The organism is Blautia sp. KLE_1732_HM_1032 (assembly GCF_025147905.1).
In the GTDB taxonomy this organism is placed as follows: Bacteria; Bacillota; Clostridia; order Lachnospirales; family Lachnospiraceae; genus Blautia_A; species Blautia_A fusiformis.
Genome location: NZ_CP102266.1, coordinates 2,765,988 through 2,781,720, shown reverse-complemented (window position 1 = coordinate 2,781,720; position 15,733 = coordinate 2,765,988). Strand labels below are relative to the sequence as shown.

Genomic DNA, 15,733 nt, shown 5'->3' with positions numbered 1-15,733 from the left:
GTAGAAAAAAAGTGTCGGAGGAAACAAAGAAAACATCCGAAGAGCAGGAAACGGAGAAGGAAATCCCCGTAACTGACGGAAATCAGGAAGAAGAAAACCTGACACCGGAGGGAGAAGATCTGCCGGAGGAAGAAAACAATACTCCAGGCGAAGAAGCTGCCTCAGAGGATAAAAAAGAAGAAAAATCAAAAACTTCCTTCTTCGGAAAGAAGAAAAAAGATAAATCTGAGCAGAAGGTGGAGGAACTTACCGATCGCCTGAAGCGTACCATGGCTGAATTTGATAATTTCCGTAAAAGAACGGAAAAAGAAAAATCCAGTATGTACATCATCGGAGCAAAAGAGATCGTTGAAAAGATCCTGCCGGTTGTGGATAACTTTGAAAGAGGTCTTGCACAGGCACAGGAAGGCGATGCTTTTGCAGATGGAATGAAAATGATCTACAAGCAGCTTACCACAACACTGGATGAGCTTGGCGTGAAGCCAATCGAAGCAGTGGGAAAGGAATTCAACCCGGATTTCCATAATGCAGTGATGCATGTGGAGGATGAAGAGGTTGGAGAGAACATCGTGGTGGAAGAATTCCAGAAGGGTTACACTTACAAGGATTTCGTAGTACGCCACAGTATGGTGAAGGTTGCGAACTAACTGACAACAAACTTTATTTTAACAGATACAGACTAAAACAGGAGGAAAAAATCATGGGAAAGATTATTGGTATTGACTTAGGTACAACAAACAGCTGTGTAGCCGTAATGGAAGGTGGACAGCCGACAGTTATCGCAAATACAGAAGGCGCAAGAACAACACCATCCGTTGTAGCATTTACAAAAACAGGAGAGCGTCTGGTAGGTGAGCCTGCAAAACGTCAGGCAGTTACAAATGCAGACAGAACGATCTCCTCTATCAAAAGAGAGATGGGTACCGATTACCGTGTAACCATCGATGACAAGAAATATTCTCCACAGGAGATCTCAGCAATGATCCTTCAGAAACTGAAAAAGGATGCAGAGGCATATCTTGGTGAGAAAGTAACAGAGGCAGTTATCACAGTTCCGGCTTACTTCAACGATGCTCAGCGTCAGGCTACCAAAGATGCAGGTAAGATCGCAGGTCTTGATGTAAAACGTATTATCAACGAGCCTACAGCAGCAGCTCTTGCATATGGTCTTGACAATGAGAAAGAGCAGAAGATCATGGTATACGACCTTGGCGGCGGTACATTCGATGTATCCGTGATCGAGATCGGTGATGGCGTTATCGAGGTTCTTTCCACAGCTGGTAATAACCGTCTTGGTGGAGATGACTTTGATAAGAAAGTTACAGATTACATGCTTTCCGAGTTCAAGAGAACAGAGGGCGTAGACTTAAGCAACGATAAGATGGCTCTTCAGAGACTGAAAGAGGCAGCTGAGAAAGCTAAGAAAGAGCTTTCTTCCGCAACAACAACAAACATCAACCTTCCGTTCATCACAGCAACTGCTGAGGGACCGAAGCATTTCGATATGAACCTTACAAGAGCTAAATTTGATGAGCTGACACATGATCTTGTAGAGATGACAGCAGAGCCGGTTCGCCGTGCACTGTCTGATGCAGGTATCACAGCTTCTGAGCTTGGCCAGGTACTTCTGGTTGGTGGTTCTTCCCGTATCCCGGCTGTACAGGATAAGGTAAGACAGTTAACAGGCAAAGAGCCGAGCAAGAACCTGAACCCGGATGAGTGTGTTGCACTTGGTGCTTCCGTACAGGGTGGTAAACTTGCAGGTGATGCAGGTGCCGGTGATATCCTTCTTCTGGATGTTACTCCACTGTCTCTGTCCATTGAGACAATGGGTGGTATCGCAACTCGTCTGATCGAGAGAAATACTACAATTCCTACAAAGAAGAGCCAGATCTTCTCCACAGCAGCAGACAACCAGACAGCTGTAGATATCAACGTTGTACAGGGTGAGCGTCAGTTCGCGAAAGACAACAAATCCCTCGGCCAGTTCCGTCTGGATGGAATCCCGCCAGCACGTCGTGGAGTTCCGCAGATCGAGGTAACATTTGACATCGATGCCAACGGTATCGTTAATGTATCTGCTAAGGATCTTGGAACAGGTAAGGAGCAGCACATCACGATCACAGCTGGTTCTAACATGTCCGATTCCGATATCGACAAAGCTGTCAAAGAAGCAGCTGAGTTCGAGGCTCAGGATAAGAAACGTAAAGAGGCTATCGACACAAGAAACAATGCAGACTCCATGGTATTCCAGGTTGAGAATGCACTGAAAGAAGCTGGCGACAAGCTTGACGCAAACGATAAAGCAAGTGTTGAGGCTGACCTCAATGCACTGAAAGATCTTCTTGCACAGACAGCAAATGCTCAGGAGCTTACTGATTCTCAGGTTGCAGATATCAAGGCTGCACAGGAGAAGATGATGGAGAGCGCTCAGAAACTGTTCTCCAAGATGTATGAGCAGACTCAGGGAGCTCAGGGTCAGGCTGGTCCTGGACCGGATATGGGCAACATGGGCGGAAACGCTGGTGCCCAGGGCGGAAATGAAGCAGGATACGGCGATGATGTTGTAGATGCTGATTACAAGGAAGTCTAAGACAAGTAGGAAATAATTACAATGGCTGATAAAAGAGATTATTATGAAGTCTTAGGTGTGGATAAAAACGCCGACGACGCAACATTAAAAAAAGCATATCGTAAGTTGGCCAAGAAATATCACCCGGATGTAAATCCGGGTGATAAAGAGGCTGAGGCGAAGTTCAAAGAGGCGACAGAGGCTTACTCCGTTTTAAGTGATGCCGACAAGAGAAGACAGTATGATCAGTTTGGTCATGCAGCATTCGAAAACGGCGGCGGAGGCGGTGCCGGCGGCTTTGGTGGATTCGACTTCAACGGTGCGGATATGGGAGACATCTTCGGAGATATCTTCGGAGACCTGTTCGGCGGCGGAGGCAGAACCAGACGGGCCAACAATGGACCGATGAAGGGTGCCAACCTTCGTGCACGTGTGAACATTACTTTTGAGGAAGCGGTTTTCGGATGCGAGAAAGAGCTGGAGATCGTTCTCAAAGATGAGTGTACCACATGTCACGGAACCGGAGCGAAACCGGGAACATCACCGGTCACATGTCCGAAATGTAAAGGCCAGGGTCAGATCGTTTACACTCAGCAGTCCATGTTTGGTATGGTACGTAATGTTCAGACCTGTCCGGACTGTAATGGAACCGGTAAGGTGATCAAGGATAAATGCAGTGCCTGCCGTGGAACCGGATATACTTCTTCCAGAAAGAAGATCCAGGTATCTGTACCGGCCGGTATCGACAATGGCCAGTGCATCCGTATCCGTGAAAAAGGTGAGCCGGGAACCAACGGCGGTCCGAGAGGAGATCTGCTGGTGGAGGTAAATGTAGCCCGTCATCCGATCTTCCAGAGACAGGATATGAATATCTTTTCAACAGCTCCGATCACATTTGCACAGGCTGCACTCGGCGGTGAGATGCGTATTAATACCGTTGACGGTGAGGTTTCCTATGAGGTGAAACCGGGAACACAGACGGATACAAGAATCCGCCTGAAGGGCAAAGGTGTTCCGTCATTACGTAACAAGAATGTTCGTGGTGATCACTATGTAACCCTGGTAGTCCAGACTCCGACAAATCTCAATGAGGAAGCAAAGAAAGCTCTGGAAGCTTTTGATGCGGCATGTGGAAACCGTCCGTCAGAGGACAGCACATCCGAGACTTCCGAAAAAACCGAAAAGAAGAAAAAAGGTTTCCGTGAGAAAGTTAAGGAAATGTTTGAGGAATAAATAAAGTGAAAACAGGAAAGAGGCACAAAATGCCTCTTTCTTTTTTTTCTGTATTCGTGTATATTAAAAGAAGTGCCCGTTTTCGAGACAATAGAAAACAGGCGACAGACTGGAATGAAAATCCGTAAATGTGTATACAGCATAAGGAGATATAAAAGATGAAATGGAACCGTTTTACACTTAAGACAAAAACAGAGGCAGAGGATATTGTGATCTGTACACTTGCCGAGGTGGGGATTGAAGGTGTGGAGATCCAGGACAAACAGCCGCTGACCGATGAGGACAAAGCACAGATGTTTGTGGATATCATGCCGGAGGGACCAGCAGATGACGGGATCGCATATCTGAACTTCTATCTGGAAGAGGATGCGGATACCGAGGCAATCCTGAAAGATGTGAAGGCTGCACTGGAGGATCTGAGAAGCTTTGTGGATATCGGAGAGGCAACCATCACAGAATCCCAGACAGAGGACAAGGACTGGATCAATAACTGGAAACAGTACTTCCATCAGTTCTATGTAGACGACATTCTGATCGTACCGTCCTGGGAAGAAGTGAAGGCAGAAGATAAGGACAAGATGATCCTCCACATTGATCCGGGAACTGCCTTTGGTACAGGAATGCATGAGACCACACAGCTTGTGATCCGTCAGCTGAAGAAATTTGTGAAGCCGGGAATGGAGATTCTGGATGTGGGAACCGGAAGTGGAATCCTGGGAATCGTTGCACTGAAGCTTGGTGCAGGTCATGTGGTTGGTACAGATCTTGATCCCTGTGCAGTTCCGGCAGTGTCTGAGAACAAGGAGGCCAACCAGATCGAGGAGAAATCCTTTGACATGATGATCGGAAACATCATCGATGACAAAGAAGTTCAGAATCAGGTCGGATATGAGAAATATGATATCGTAACTGCAAATATCCTGGCAGATGTTCTGGTACCGCTGACTCCGGTGATCGTTGCACAGATGAAAAAAGGCGCTTACTACATTACATCAGGCATCTTGGATGTAAAGGAGGATGTCGTAGTGAAGGCTGTAAAAGACGCCGGACTGACGCTTGTTGAGGTGACTCATCAGGGCGAGTGGGTATCTGTGACAGCAAGAAAGGACTGATCTCATGCAGCGATTTTTTGTGGAACCTCATCAGATCGACAGGGACAGACATGAGATCCGTATCACAGGAAATGATGTCAATCATATTGTCAATGTGCTCCGCATGAAAAAAGACGAGGAGCTCTGGATCAGCGATAAGGAAAAAGAATATCACTGTGTGATCGAAAACGCAGGGGAGAATGAAGTCCTGCTTCATATCCTCTATGTACAGGAGCCGGATTATGAGCTGCAGAACCGTATTTATCTTTTTCAGGGACTGCCGAAGGCTGATAAGATGGAGCTGATCATCCAGAAGGCAGTAGAGCTTGGAGCATATTCCGTAGTTCCGGTTTCAACCAGACGCTGCGTGGTAAAACTGGATAACAAAAAAGCAGAAAAAAAAGTATCCCGCTGGCAGCAGATCGCAGAAAGTGCGGCAAAACAGTCCAAGCGTATGCTGGTGCCGGAGGTACATTCTGTGATGACCTTTAAAGAAGCCCTTGTCTATGCAAAAGAACTGGACGTTCTATTGATCCCTTATGAGCTTGCAAAGGGAATGAAAGAGACGAAAGAACTGATCCGGTCGATCGAACCGGGAAAAAGCATCGGTGTCTTTATCGGCCCTGAGGGTGGTTTTGAAGAGCAGGAAGTGGCAGATGCCATGGAAGCCGGTGCGAAACCTATCACCCTGGGACACCGGATCTTACGGACAGAAACCGCGGGACTCGCAGTACTTTCTGTTCTGATGTTTCAACTGGAGGATGAATAGATTATGGAAGCATATTTTGACAATTCCGCGACAACGAGATGCTTCGATGAAGTAAAGGATATTGTCTGCAAAACCATGACAGAAGATTTCGGAAATCCTTCTGCCATGCATAAAAAGGGAATGGAAGCGGAGAATTATGTCCGCAGAAGTGCCCAGACCCTTGCAAAATTACTGAAAGTGAATGAAAAAGAGATTCTTTTTACCTCCGGTGGAACAGAATCGGATAACCTTGCTATCATCGGTGGTGTGGAAGCCAATAAGCGTATGGGAAACCATATCATCACAACTGCAGTAGAGCATGCAGCAGTGGCCCAGCCTTTTGCTTATCTGAAGGAACAGGGCTATGAGGTGACCACTCTTCCTGTTGATCATCAGGGTGTTGTAAAGCTGGATGCACTGGAAACGGCTCTTCGTCCGGATACCATTCTGGTGTCTGTGATGTACGTGAACAATGAGGTGGGAGCCGTGATGCCGGTAGAAGAGATCGGAAAGCTTGTCCATGAAAAAAGTCCGAAAGCACTTTTTCATGTAGATGCCATCCAGGCATTCGGAAAGTATCGTATCTATCCGAAAAAGCTGGGGATCGATCTTCTTTCTGTGAGCAGCCACAAGATTCATGGACCAAAGGGCGTAGGCTTTCTCTATATTAACGAAAAAGTAAGAGTACAGCCGCAGATCCTTGGCGGCGGACAGCAGAACGGTATGCGTTCCGGAACAGACAATGTGCCGGGGATCGCAGGCCTTGGCGTTGCCGCAGATATGGTATACACAGATTTTGATAAAAAGATACAGCACCTCTATGCTCTGAAGGAGCGGATGGCAGAGGGACTTTCAAAGCTTGGCGATATCACTGTCAACGGAATGCCGTTAATGGAGGGAGCGCCACACATCATGAGTGTAACCTTCCACGGAGTACGGAGTGAGGTTCTTCTCCATACGCTGGAAGAATTCGGAGTATATATTTCCGCAGGAAGTGCATGCTCCAGTCATAAGAGAAAACCGAGTGCAACACTGACAGCTATGGGACTTTCAAGAGCGGATGTAGAGAGTACCGTCCGCATCAGCTTCTGTGAGGAAAATACCTTTGAAGAGGTAGATTACTGCCTGGAAGCACTGGGAAAAACAATTCCGATGCTGCGCAGGTATGCACGTCGATAGAGAATACAGAAGAAAGGGATTTTTATGTTAGTACATGCATTTCTGATCAAATATGCGGAAATTGCCCTTAAGGGAAAAAACCGCTATCGTTTTGAAGATGCTCTCGTACATCAGATGGAGATCGCACTCTCCAAGATCGAGGGAGATTTTGAAGTAAAAAAAGAGCAGGGAAGAGTTTATGTATTCTGCCCGGAGAATTATGATTACGATGAGGCTGTAGATGCGCTGCAGCATGTATTCGGTATTGTAGGCATCTGCCCGGTTATGATCTATGAAGAACAGGGCTTTGAGAAGCTTGCCGAAGATGTTGTGGGTTATATGAAGCAGTGGCATCCGGACTTTAACGGAAGCTTCAAGGTCTGGACGCGCCGCGCAAAGAAATCCTATCCGATCAGCTCCATGGAAGTCAGCGCTGAGCTTGGCGGACGTATCCTGGATGCGTTCCCGGAGGCAAGTGTAGATGTTCATCATCCGGAGCTGGATCTTTCTGTTGAGATCCGTGACAAGATTTACGTATATTCCCAGACCATTCCGGGCGCAGGCGGAATGCCCATCGGAACAAACGGAAAAGCCATGCTTCTTCTTTCCGGTGGGATCGACAGTCCGGTTGCCGGCTATATGATCGCAAAACGTGGTGTCAAGATCGATGCGGTATATTTCCATGCACCGCCCTACACCAGTGAGCGCGCAAAACAGAAGGTAGTGGATCTTGCCCGCCTGGTAGCCAAATACAGCGGACCGATCCGTCTCCATGTAGTTAACTTTACAGATATACAGCTTTATATTTATGATCAGTGTCCTCATGATGAGCTTACTATTATCATGAGAAGATATATGATGCGTATTGCCGAGCATTTCGCTAAAAAAGACCGTTGTCTCGGACTTATCACAGGTGAGAGCATCGGACAGGTTGCAAGCCAGACCTTACAGAGCCTTGCTTCTACAAATGAGGTCTGCACACTTCCGGTATATCGTCCGGTGATCGGCTTTGATAAAGAGGAGATCGTCCGTATTTCCAGAAAGATCGATACCTTTGAGACTTCTATTCAGCCGTTTGAGGATTGCTGTACCATCTTTGTAGCGAAACATCCTGTAACAAAGCCGAATCTTAAGGTGATCCGCCGTTCTGAGCAGAAGCTTTCTGAGAAGATCGATGAGCTTATGGAAACGGCTCTGAATACCACAGAGATCATTGAAATTCAGTGATCCGTTTTTAGATAAGAAAAAACAAACAGGGAACCTCGCTACAGAGGTTCCCTGGAATTACCGATATATCAGGAAAAGGGAGTTCATTGAGAACAGAAGGATTCTGAAAGCATGAAAAAAGAGGAACTGTATCCGATACAGTTCCTCTCAAATATACAGTATAGATTAGTCGATTGTATATTTGGAAATAATCTGCATTACGTTATCCAGAGCAGCGCCATCTGCATGGATGTTGAGGTCGATCGGCTTGGAAAGATCCAGGCTGAAGATACCCATGATGGATTTTGCATCGATCACATATCTTCCGGATACTAAATCAAAATCGCAGTCGAATTTGCTGATCTCGTTTACGAATGCTTTCACCTTATCGATGGAATTCAGTGAGATTTTAGCTGTTTTCATTATAATAACCTCCCTTGATAAATTTTTGTTGTTTTACAGCTTTCATCTTACCTGTCAGTACCCAAAAAGTCAAGGTGAAAAGAGATAAAAATTGTTTTAATAATTAGTTAAAGTGTAAAAAAAGTGAGGAAAAATGGGAAATAAAGTTGCATTACACAACCTGGGCTGCAAAGTAAATGCCTATGAGATCGAGGCCATGCAGCAGCTTCTGGAGGAGGCGGGATATGAGATCGTGCCTTTTGAGCCGGGAGCGGATATTTATGTGATCAATACCTGCACAGTAACCAATATTGCAGATAGAAAATCAAGACAGATGCTCCACAAAGCAAAAAAAATGAATCCGGAAGCGATCGTGGTGGCAACGGGCTGTTATGTACAGACCGGTGGCGAGAAATTGGAAAAAGACGAAGCCATTGATCTTGTTCTGGGAAATAACCAGAAGATCAATATTGTGGAGGCACTGGCCGAATATGCGGAAAACAAACCGGGCCATGGTTCCCATGTGATCAAGATCAATCAGACAAAAGAGTATGAGGAACTTTCCATTGATCATACAGCAGAACATGTAAGGGCATATATCAAGGTTCAGGACGGATGCAATCAGTTCTGTACGTACTGTATCATTCCCTATGCAAGAGGCCGTGTCAGAAGCCGGAATATTGAAAGTGTGCTGAAGGAGGTCCGTGCACTTGCGGAAAAAGGGTATAAGGAAGTGGTCCTTACAGGAATCCATTTAAGCTCCTATGGAGTGGATTTCCCGGAGGAGAAAAAAGAGACGCTGCTTTCTCTGATCCGTGCTGTGCATGAGATCGAAGGAATCAGGCGTATCCGTCTGGGATCGCTGGAACCGGGAATCGTTACAAGAGAATTTGCGGAAGGGATCGCGGCGCTGCCGAAGGTATGCCCGCATTTCCATCTTTCCCTGCAGAGTGGCTGTGATGAGACCCTGGAGAGGATGAACCGCAGATACAGAAGCGGGGAATACAGAGAGCGCTGTGAGCTTTTAAGAGAAGTGTATGGAAATCCGGCACTGACAACGGATGTGATCGTAGGCTTTCCGCAGGAATCGGAGGAAGAATTCCGGAAATCCTATGATTTTGTGGACAGCATCCGTTTTTACGAGACTCATATCTTCAAATATTCCAGAAGACAGGGAACAAAGGCGGCTGCCATGGACGGACAGCTGACAGAGGCGGAGAAATCCTTCCGCAGTGAGAAGATGATCGAGTTGCATCATCGTCATGCAGGGGATTATGAGAAATCCATGCTTGGCAAAAACCTGGAGGTACTGATCGAGGAAGAGTATACAAAGGATGGACGGACCTGGTATCTGGGACACAGCCGGGAGTATATAAAAACTGCTGTACCGAAATCGGAAGCTTATGGCGTAAATGATATCGTAATCGTAAAGGCAGAAGGCTTTCTTGAAGAGCATATCATGACCGGTGAAGCCGTGGAGTGAAGAACGGGATCGTATGTTGAAAGGTTGTTTGTTCCTGGTAATATTTTGCGAAGCGTGTTACTGAGAACGGAGTGAACAGTAACGTTGACAGTTTGTATTCGCAATCCTCGTTAAATTTAAGATTGTAATTTATGTAAATTTATATTAAAATAAAAAAGAATATATTTTAAGGACGTGAGAGACAATGGCAGAGAATAATCTGGGAAATACACAGTATTTCAGAACAAAACCGGATCAGGAGCTTCAGGTAAAAGAAGTCCTGGATCTGGTGTACAATGCAATGGATGAGAAGGGCTACAATCCGGTGAATCAGATCGTAGGATATATTATGTCCGGAGACCCGACCTACATCACAAGCCACAAGGGTGCGAGAAGCATGATCATGAAGGTGGAGCGTGATGAGCTGGTAGAGGAGCTTCTCACCGAGTATATCAAGAATAAGTCCTGGGAACGTTAATATGAGAGTACTGGGACTGGACTATGGCTCGAAGACCGTTGGGGTTGCAGTGAGCGATCCCCTTGGTCTGACAGCCCAAGGTGTGGAAACCGTATGGCGCAAGCAGGAAAACAAGCTTCGTCGTACTCTGGCACGTATTGAAGAGATCATTTCGGAGTATCAGGTTACGGAGATCGTTCTGGGATACCCGAAAAACATGAACAATACAGTAGGAGAGCGGGCCGAGAAATCTCTGGAGTTTAAGGAAATGCTGGAGAAACGTACGGGTCTGCCTGTTGTTATGTGGGATGAGAGACTGACTACCATGGCGGCAGACCGTACTCTGGAGGAGACCGGTGTGCATAAGGAAGACCGTAAACAGTATCTGGATCAGGTAGCAGCAGTCTTTATCCTGCAGGGATATCTGGATGCTGCCGCATACAGAAGAGAGCAGCAGGAAGGCGTGGAAGAATGATCGGAAACGCAAATAGATATTTTGAGCGGATCAGGTAGCAAATGCGGATTGTGAATATCCGCTTGACAAGAACGGATAAGGAAGAATTAAATATGGAAAAAATAATATTTCAGTCAGACGACGGCACAGCTGCTGAGTTTTACGTAGAGGAGCAGACCAATATTGCGGGTGTGACTTATCTTTTGGTGTCCGATTCACATGATGAGGAAGCAGACGCATATATTCTGAAGGATATTTCAGCTCCGGGAAGCACAGAAGCCTGTTATGAGATGGTCGAGGATGATGACGAACTTCAGGCTGTATATGCAGTTTTTCAGCAGATGCTGGATGACGTGAATTTTGAATGGAGGAGCGATTTTTGAAAAGCGAGAACAACGATGACAACAAAAATGCGGAGAGCAGAGTACAAGTTTCCGCAGGCGGTGCCAGAAGAACCGCAGCAAGACAAAAGAATGCCGGATCAAGAACAAGACAGTATCGTGGTGGCAGCAAAAACCGTCAGGATAAGCCTTTCCGGCCAACAGCAAAGAAAACAGCAGCCGGTGGCGCTGTAAAAAACAGCAGAAACACACAGAAATCGGCAAAGACCGGCGGCAGGCCATCCGGTCGGAAAACCGGCCGCAGAACAACATCCAAGCTTAAGATCATACCACTTGGCGGTCTGGAGCAGATCGGAATGAACATTACCGCTTTTGAGTATGGCGACAGTATTGTAGTTGTAGACTGTGGTCTTTCTTTCCCTGAGGACGATATGTTGGGAATCGATCTGGTCATTCCGGATGTAACATACCTTAAGGAAAATATTTCCAAGGTGAAGGGATTTGTGATCACTCATGGACATGAGGATCATATCGGAGCTCTTCCGTATGTGTTGAAAGAGATCAATGTTCCGATCTATGCTACCAAGCTGACACTGGGACTGATCCGCAACAAACTGAAAGAGCATAACCTTATGCGTTCTACCAAATTGAAAGAGGTAAAACACGGGCAGGTGATCAATCTTGGGGATTTCGCTGTGGAATTTATCAAAACGAATCACAGTATCCAGGATGCATCCGCACTTGCTATTTATTCACCGGTGGGAATCGTGATACACACAGGAGACTTTAAGGTTGATTATACACCGGTATTTGGAGATGCCATCGATCTGCAGCGTTTTGCAGAGATCGGCAAGAAGGGTGTGCTTGCACTGATGTGTGAGAGTACCAATGCAGAGAGACCGGGATTTACAATGTCCGAGCGTACAGTGGGACATGTATTTGATAATCTTTTTAATGAGTACCGTACATCCAGGATCATCATTGCAACCTTTGCATCCAACGTGGATCGTGTGCAGCAGATCATTAACACTGCATACCGGTTCGGAAGAAAGGTTGCTGTGGAAGGCCGCAGTATGGTCAATGTTATTTCCGTAGCGTCAGAGCTTGGCTATCTGCAGATCCCGGAGAACACACTGATCGAGATCGATCAGGTGAAGAATTATCCGGACGATAAGGTGGTTCTGATCACAACCGGAAGCCAGGGTGAGTCCATGGCGGCACTTTCCCGTATGGCAGCCAATATCCATAAAAAGATCACGATCAAGCCTAACGATACCATCATCTTCAGCTCCAATCCGATCCCCGGAAATGAAAAGGCAGTTTCCAAGGTCATCAACGAACTGTCTATGAAGGGAGCCAAGGTTATTTTCCAGGATGTCCATGTTTCCGGACATGCCTGCCAGGAGGAGATCAAGCTGATCTACTCCCTCGTAAAACCGAAATATGCCATTCCGATCCATGGTGAGTACCGTCATCTGACTGCACAGAAACACATTGTGGAAGATCTGGGAATCCCGAAGGAGAATATTTTTATCCTTTCTTCCGGAAATGTTCTGGAGTTGGACGGACAGGATGCCAAGGTGACAGGAAGCGTTCATACAGGTGCGATCTTCGTAGACGGACTTGGCGTTGGCGATGTGGGAAATATCGTACTCCGTGACCGTCAGCACCTGTCTGAAGATGGAATCATGATCGTAGTTATGACACTGGAGCGCCACAGTAATGTAGTTCTCGCAGGTCCGGATATCGTTTCCAGAGGTTTTGTGTATGTAAGAGAATCTGAGGATCTTATGGAGCATGCCAGACAGGTTGTGGAAACTGCACTGGATTCCTGCCTGGAGAACAATATCACGGACTGGGGCAAGATCAAAACCGAGGTCAAGGATGCCCTTGGAGAGTATCTGTGGAAACGGACCAAGAGAAATCCTATGATCCTGCCTATCATTATGGAGGCGTAGGTTCATGGATGAGATCAGCATGGAGATCGAGAAGCTTCTCGATGCTGTGCACAGAAGCGATGAATATCAGGAATATCAGAAACAGGCAGCCCAGCTTGAAGGGGATCCTGAGCTGAAAGCCAGAGTGATGAGATTCCGTGGAGATAATTTCAGACTGCAGAATCATTCAGACAAGGATGAGCTGTTCCATATTGCGGAACAGCTCAATCAGGAGTCTGCAAGTCTGAGACAGAACCTGAAAGTAAATGCCTATCTCGACGCAGAGCTTGCGCTGTGCAGACTGATGCAGCGGATATGCAGGACGCTGGTGGACGGAATCGACATACAGATTCCTGACTTATAGGAGGAAAGACTATGGCAGACACAAGAGACAAGGTTGGCAGGGCCGGCGTTTTTCTGGCTGGAGGGGTATTTAAAACCGCTGTATATATCTTTATTATCGTATTTCTGATCTGGGTTGGAAAATCAGCATATCAGTTTGGCTACGATGTGTTTAACCAGCAGGCTATGAGCCCGGGAGAGGGACAGCAGGTCACGGTAGTCATAAAAGAAGGTGCCTCTGCATATAAAGTAGGCAAGACACTGGAGCAGAAGGGTCTTATCAAGGATGCGCTTGCATTTACCATACAGGAAAGAATGTCCGCGTATCACGGACAGATCAAAGCAGGTACATACCTTCTCAGTACAGCTTATACACCGACCAGGATCATTGCAGTGCTGTCAGGAGAAGAGAGCAAGGAAGGATCGAACAGCCAGTGATCGTAGAAGAACGCATGCAGACCTATATCAATTCACTGGATATGGGGAATACTCCATTTCTGCAGGAGTTGGAGACAAAGGCACTTGCAGACCGGGTGCCGATCATCCGGAGAGATATGCAGAGCTTTATGAGGATGCTTCTGGCACTGAAACAACCGAAGCGCATTTTGGAGGTGGGGACTGCCGTAGGCTTCTCCACACTTCTTATGTGTGAGTATGGGCCGGAAGATATGGAAATTGTTACCATAGAGAATTATGAAAAAAGAATTCCTGTCGCAAAGGATAATTTCAGGCGCGCAGGAAGAGAGTCACAGATCACGCTTCTGGAGGGAGATGCCGGAGAGATCCTGAAGAATCTTACCGGAACCTTTGATATGATCTTCATGGACGCAGCCAAGGGCCAGTATATCCACTGGCTTCCTGACGTGCTGAGACTGATGAAAGAGGGAAGCGTGCTGGTATCTGACAACGTGCTGCAGGAAGGGGATATTATTGAATCTCATTATCTTGTGGAACGGCGTAACCGTACAATCTATAAAAGAATGAGAGAATATCTCTGGCAGCTGACTCACAGTCCGGTGCTTCGTACATCGGTGCTTCCTCTTGGAGACGGAGCGGCTGTAAGTGTAAAAACAGGAGAACAGGTTTATGAAACGACCAGAACTATTGGTTCCGGCGAGCAGCCTTGAGGTTTTAAAGGTTGCCGTCATATATGGTGCAGATGCTGTTTACATCGGCGGAGAAGCTTTTGGACTTCGTGCAAAGGCTAAGAATTTTTCAAAAGAAGATATGTGTGAGGGAATCGCATTTGCCCATTCCCATGGTGTAAAGGTTTATGTGACAGTAAACATCCTGGCGCATAACCGTGATCTTGAGGGTGTAAGGGAATATCTTCAGGAACTGAAGGAGATCGGACCGGACGCACTGATCATCGCAGATCCGGGAATCTTTATGTATGCAAAGGAAATCTGCCCGGAGATCGAGCGTCACATCAGTACACAGGCAAATAATACCAATTATGAGACTTACCGTTTCTGGTATAACCTTGGTGCCAAACGTGTGGTAAGTGCAAGAGAGCTTTCTCTGGAAGAGATCCGGGAGATTCGGGCACATATTCCGGAGGATATGGAGATTGAAACGTTTATTCACGGTGCCATGTGCATTTCCTATTCCGGAAGATGTCTTCTCAGTAACTTTATGGCAGGAAGAGATGCCAATCAGGGAGCCTGTACCCATCCTTGCAGATGGAAATATTCTGTTGTGGAGGAGAAGCGTCCGGGAGAATATATGCCGGTATTTGAAAATGAGAGAGGAACTTTTATTTTTAATTCCAAGGATCTTTGTATGGTAGAACATATGGAAGATATCCTTACAAGCGGTATTGACAGCCTGAAGATCGAAGGACGTATGAAAACAGCTCTTTATGTGGCAACAGTGGCAAGAACCTACCGCAAAGCCATTGACGACTGTATGGAAAGTCCGGAAAAATATCATGCAAATATGCCATGGTATCAGGAGCAGATCTCAAACTGTACCTACCGTCAGTTTACCACCGGATTTTTCTACGGAAAGCCGGATGAGAATACCCAGATCTATGACAGCAACACATATGTAAGAGAATACACATATCTTGGATTTGCAGAAGAGATCGATGAGAGAGGTCTGGCAAGACTGACACAGAGAAACAAGTTTTCTGTAGGAGAGACCATTGAGATCATGAAACCGGACGGAAGGAATATTCCGGTCACAGTGGAAGCCATTTATAATGAAGAGGGCGAAGCTATGGCGAGTGCACCACATGCTCAGCAGAGGATCTATGTGAAACTGACTGAGATGCCGGAGGTATTTGATATTCTCCGAAGAGGTGAATGATCCGAAAGGGTGGATAAGAG

Annotated in this window: 17 protein-coding genes; 16 read left to right on the top strand and 1 reads right to left on the bottom strand. The window is 46.5% G+C overall.

Annotated elements, in window-relative coordinates; genetic code table 11:
* The first annotated feature begins 11 nt into the window (after window positions 1-11).
* The 7 genes from grpE (at window position 12) to thiI (ending at window position 8,029) form a co-directional block, all read left to right on the top strand.
* Window positions 12-647 carry a nucleotide exchange factor GrpE gene (gene grpE, locus NQ489_RS13280; RefSeq protein ID WP_021652329.1) on the top strand — a complete coding sequence of 212 codons (636 nt, stop codon included), beginning with the start codon at window positions 12-14 and terminating at the stop codon, window positions 645-647.
* A 53-nt stretch (window positions 648-700) separates the two neighbouring features.
* On the top strand, window positions 701-2,593 hold the full coding sequence (gene dnaK, locus NQ489_RS13275; protein ID WP_015527076.1) for a molecular chaperone DnaK: 1,893 nt from the start codon (window positions 701-703) through the stop codon (window positions 2,591-2,593).
* 21 nt (window positions 2,594-2,614) lie between these two features.
* Window positions 2,615-3,805: a molecular chaperone DnaJ gene (gene dnaJ, locus NQ489_RS13270; protein ID WP_021652330.1), complete on the top strand. Its 1,191-nt coding sequence runs from the start codon at window positions 2,615-2,617 to the stop codon at window positions 3,803-3,805.
* A gap of 158 nt (window positions 3,806-3,963) precedes the next feature.
* The gene (gene prmA / locus NQ489_RS13265; protein WP_021652332.1) at window positions 3,964-4,917 is read left to right on the top strand and encodes a 50S ribosomal protein L11 methyltransferase; all 954 of its coding nucleotides are present in this window, start codon (window positions 3,964-3,966) and stop codon (window positions 4,915-4,917) included.
* Window positions 4,918-4,921: 4 nt separating this feature from the next.
* Window positions 4,922-5,665 (top strand): 16S rRNA (uracil(1498)-N(3))-methyltransferase, encoded by a 744-nt coding sequence (locus NQ489_RS13260; protein WP_021652333.1) that lies wholly within the window; start codon window positions 4,922-4,924, stop codon window positions 5,663-5,665.
* A gap of 3 nt (window positions 5,666-5,668) precedes the next feature.
* Window positions 5,669-6,823, top strand: a complete 1,155-nt coding sequence (locus NQ489_RS13255; protein WP_021652334.1) for a cysteine desulfurase family protein — start codon at window positions 5,669-5,671, stop codon at window positions 6,821-6,823.
* A gap of 24 nt (window positions 6,824-6,847) precedes the next feature.
* Complete coding sequence (gene thiI, locus NQ489_RS13250; protein WP_015527083.1) at window positions 6,848-8,029, top strand: tRNA uracil 4-sulfurtransferase ThiI; 1,182 nt, start codon at window positions 6,848-6,850, stop codon at window positions 8,027-8,029.
* Window positions 8,030-8,194: 165 nt separating this feature from the next.
* Here thiI and NQ489_RS13245 read toward each other — a convergent pair whose 3' ends face one another.
* Entirely contained in the window at window positions 8,195-8,431 is a 237-nt protein-coding gene (locus NQ489_RS13245; RefSeq protein WP_015527084.1) for an HPr family phosphocarrier protein, read from the bottom strand.
* Between the two features lie 133 nt (window positions 8,432-8,564).
* On the opposite strand from NQ489_RS13245, the gene mtaB reads away from it, so the two are divergent.
* The 9 genes from mtaB (at window position 8,565) to NQ489_RS13200 (ending at window position 15,713) form a co-directional block, all read left to right on the top strand.
* Window positions 8,565-9,893 carry a tRNA (N(6)-L-threonylcarbamoyladenosine(37)-C(2))-methylthiotransferase MtaB gene (mtaB, locus tag NQ489_RS13240; protein WP_021652336.1) on the top strand — a complete coding sequence of 443 codons (1,329 nt, stop codon included), beginning with the start codon at window positions 8,565-8,567 and terminating at the stop codon, window positions 9,891-9,893.
* Window positions 9,894-10,077: 184 nt separating this feature from the next.
* Window positions 10,078-10,350 carry an IreB family regulatory phosphoprotein gene (locus tag NQ489_RS13235; RefSeq protein ID WP_015527087.1) on the top strand — a complete coding sequence of 91 codons (273 nt, stop codon included), beginning with the start codon at window positions 10,078-10,080 and terminating at the stop codon, window positions 10,348-10,350.
* A 1-nt stretch (window position 10,351) separates the two neighbouring features.
* Window positions 10,352-10,804: a Holliday junction resolvase RuvX gene (gene ruvX, locus NQ489_RS13230; RefSeq protein ID WP_015527088.1), complete on the top strand. Its 453-nt coding sequence runs from the start codon at window positions 10,352-10,354 to the stop codon at window positions 10,802-10,804.
* A gap of 92 nt (window positions 10,805-10,896) precedes the next feature.
* On the top strand, window positions 10,897-11,166 hold the full coding sequence (locus NQ489_RS13225) for a DUF1292 domain-containing protein (protein ID WP_044962006.1): 270 nt from the start codon (window positions 10,897-10,899) through the stop codon (window positions 11,164-11,166).
* A 281-nt stretch (window positions 11,167-11,447) separates the two neighbouring features.
* The gene (locus NQ489_RS13220) at window positions 11,448-13,082 is read left to right on the top strand and encodes a ribonuclease J (protein WP_044962008.1); all 1,635 of its coding nucleotides are present in this window, start codon (window positions 11,448-11,450) and stop codon (window positions 13,080-13,082) included.
* A gap of 4 nt (window positions 13,083-13,086) precedes the next feature.
* Entirely contained in the window at window positions 13,087-13,425 is a 339-nt protein-coding gene (locus NQ489_RS13215) for a YlbF family regulator (protein ID WP_021652339.1), read from the top strand.
* Between the two features lie 11 nt (window positions 13,426-13,436).
* The gene (locus tag NQ489_RS13210) at window positions 13,437-13,841 is read left to right on the top strand and encodes an endolytic transglycosylase MltG (RefSeq protein WP_015527091.1); all 405 of its coding nucleotides are present in this window, start codon (window positions 13,437-13,439) and stop codon (window positions 13,839-13,841) included.
* Window positions 13,838-14,530 (top strand): O-methyltransferase, encoded by a 693-nt coding sequence (locus tag NQ489_RS13205; protein WP_021652340.1) that lies wholly within the window; start codon window positions 13,838-13,840, stop codon window positions 14,528-14,530. The genes NQ489_RS13210 and NQ489_RS13205 overlap by 4 nt, the downstream gene beginning before the upstream one ends.
* Window positions 14,490-15,713: a peptidase U32 family protein gene (locus NQ489_RS13200; RefSeq protein ID WP_021652341.1), complete on the top strand. Its 1,224-nt coding sequence runs from the start codon at window positions 14,490-14,492 to the stop codon at window positions 15,711-15,713. Before NQ489_RS13205 ends, NQ489_RS13200 begins: the two co-directional genes overlap by 41 nt.
* The last annotated feature ends 20 nt before the right edge of the window (window positions 15,714-15,733 follow it).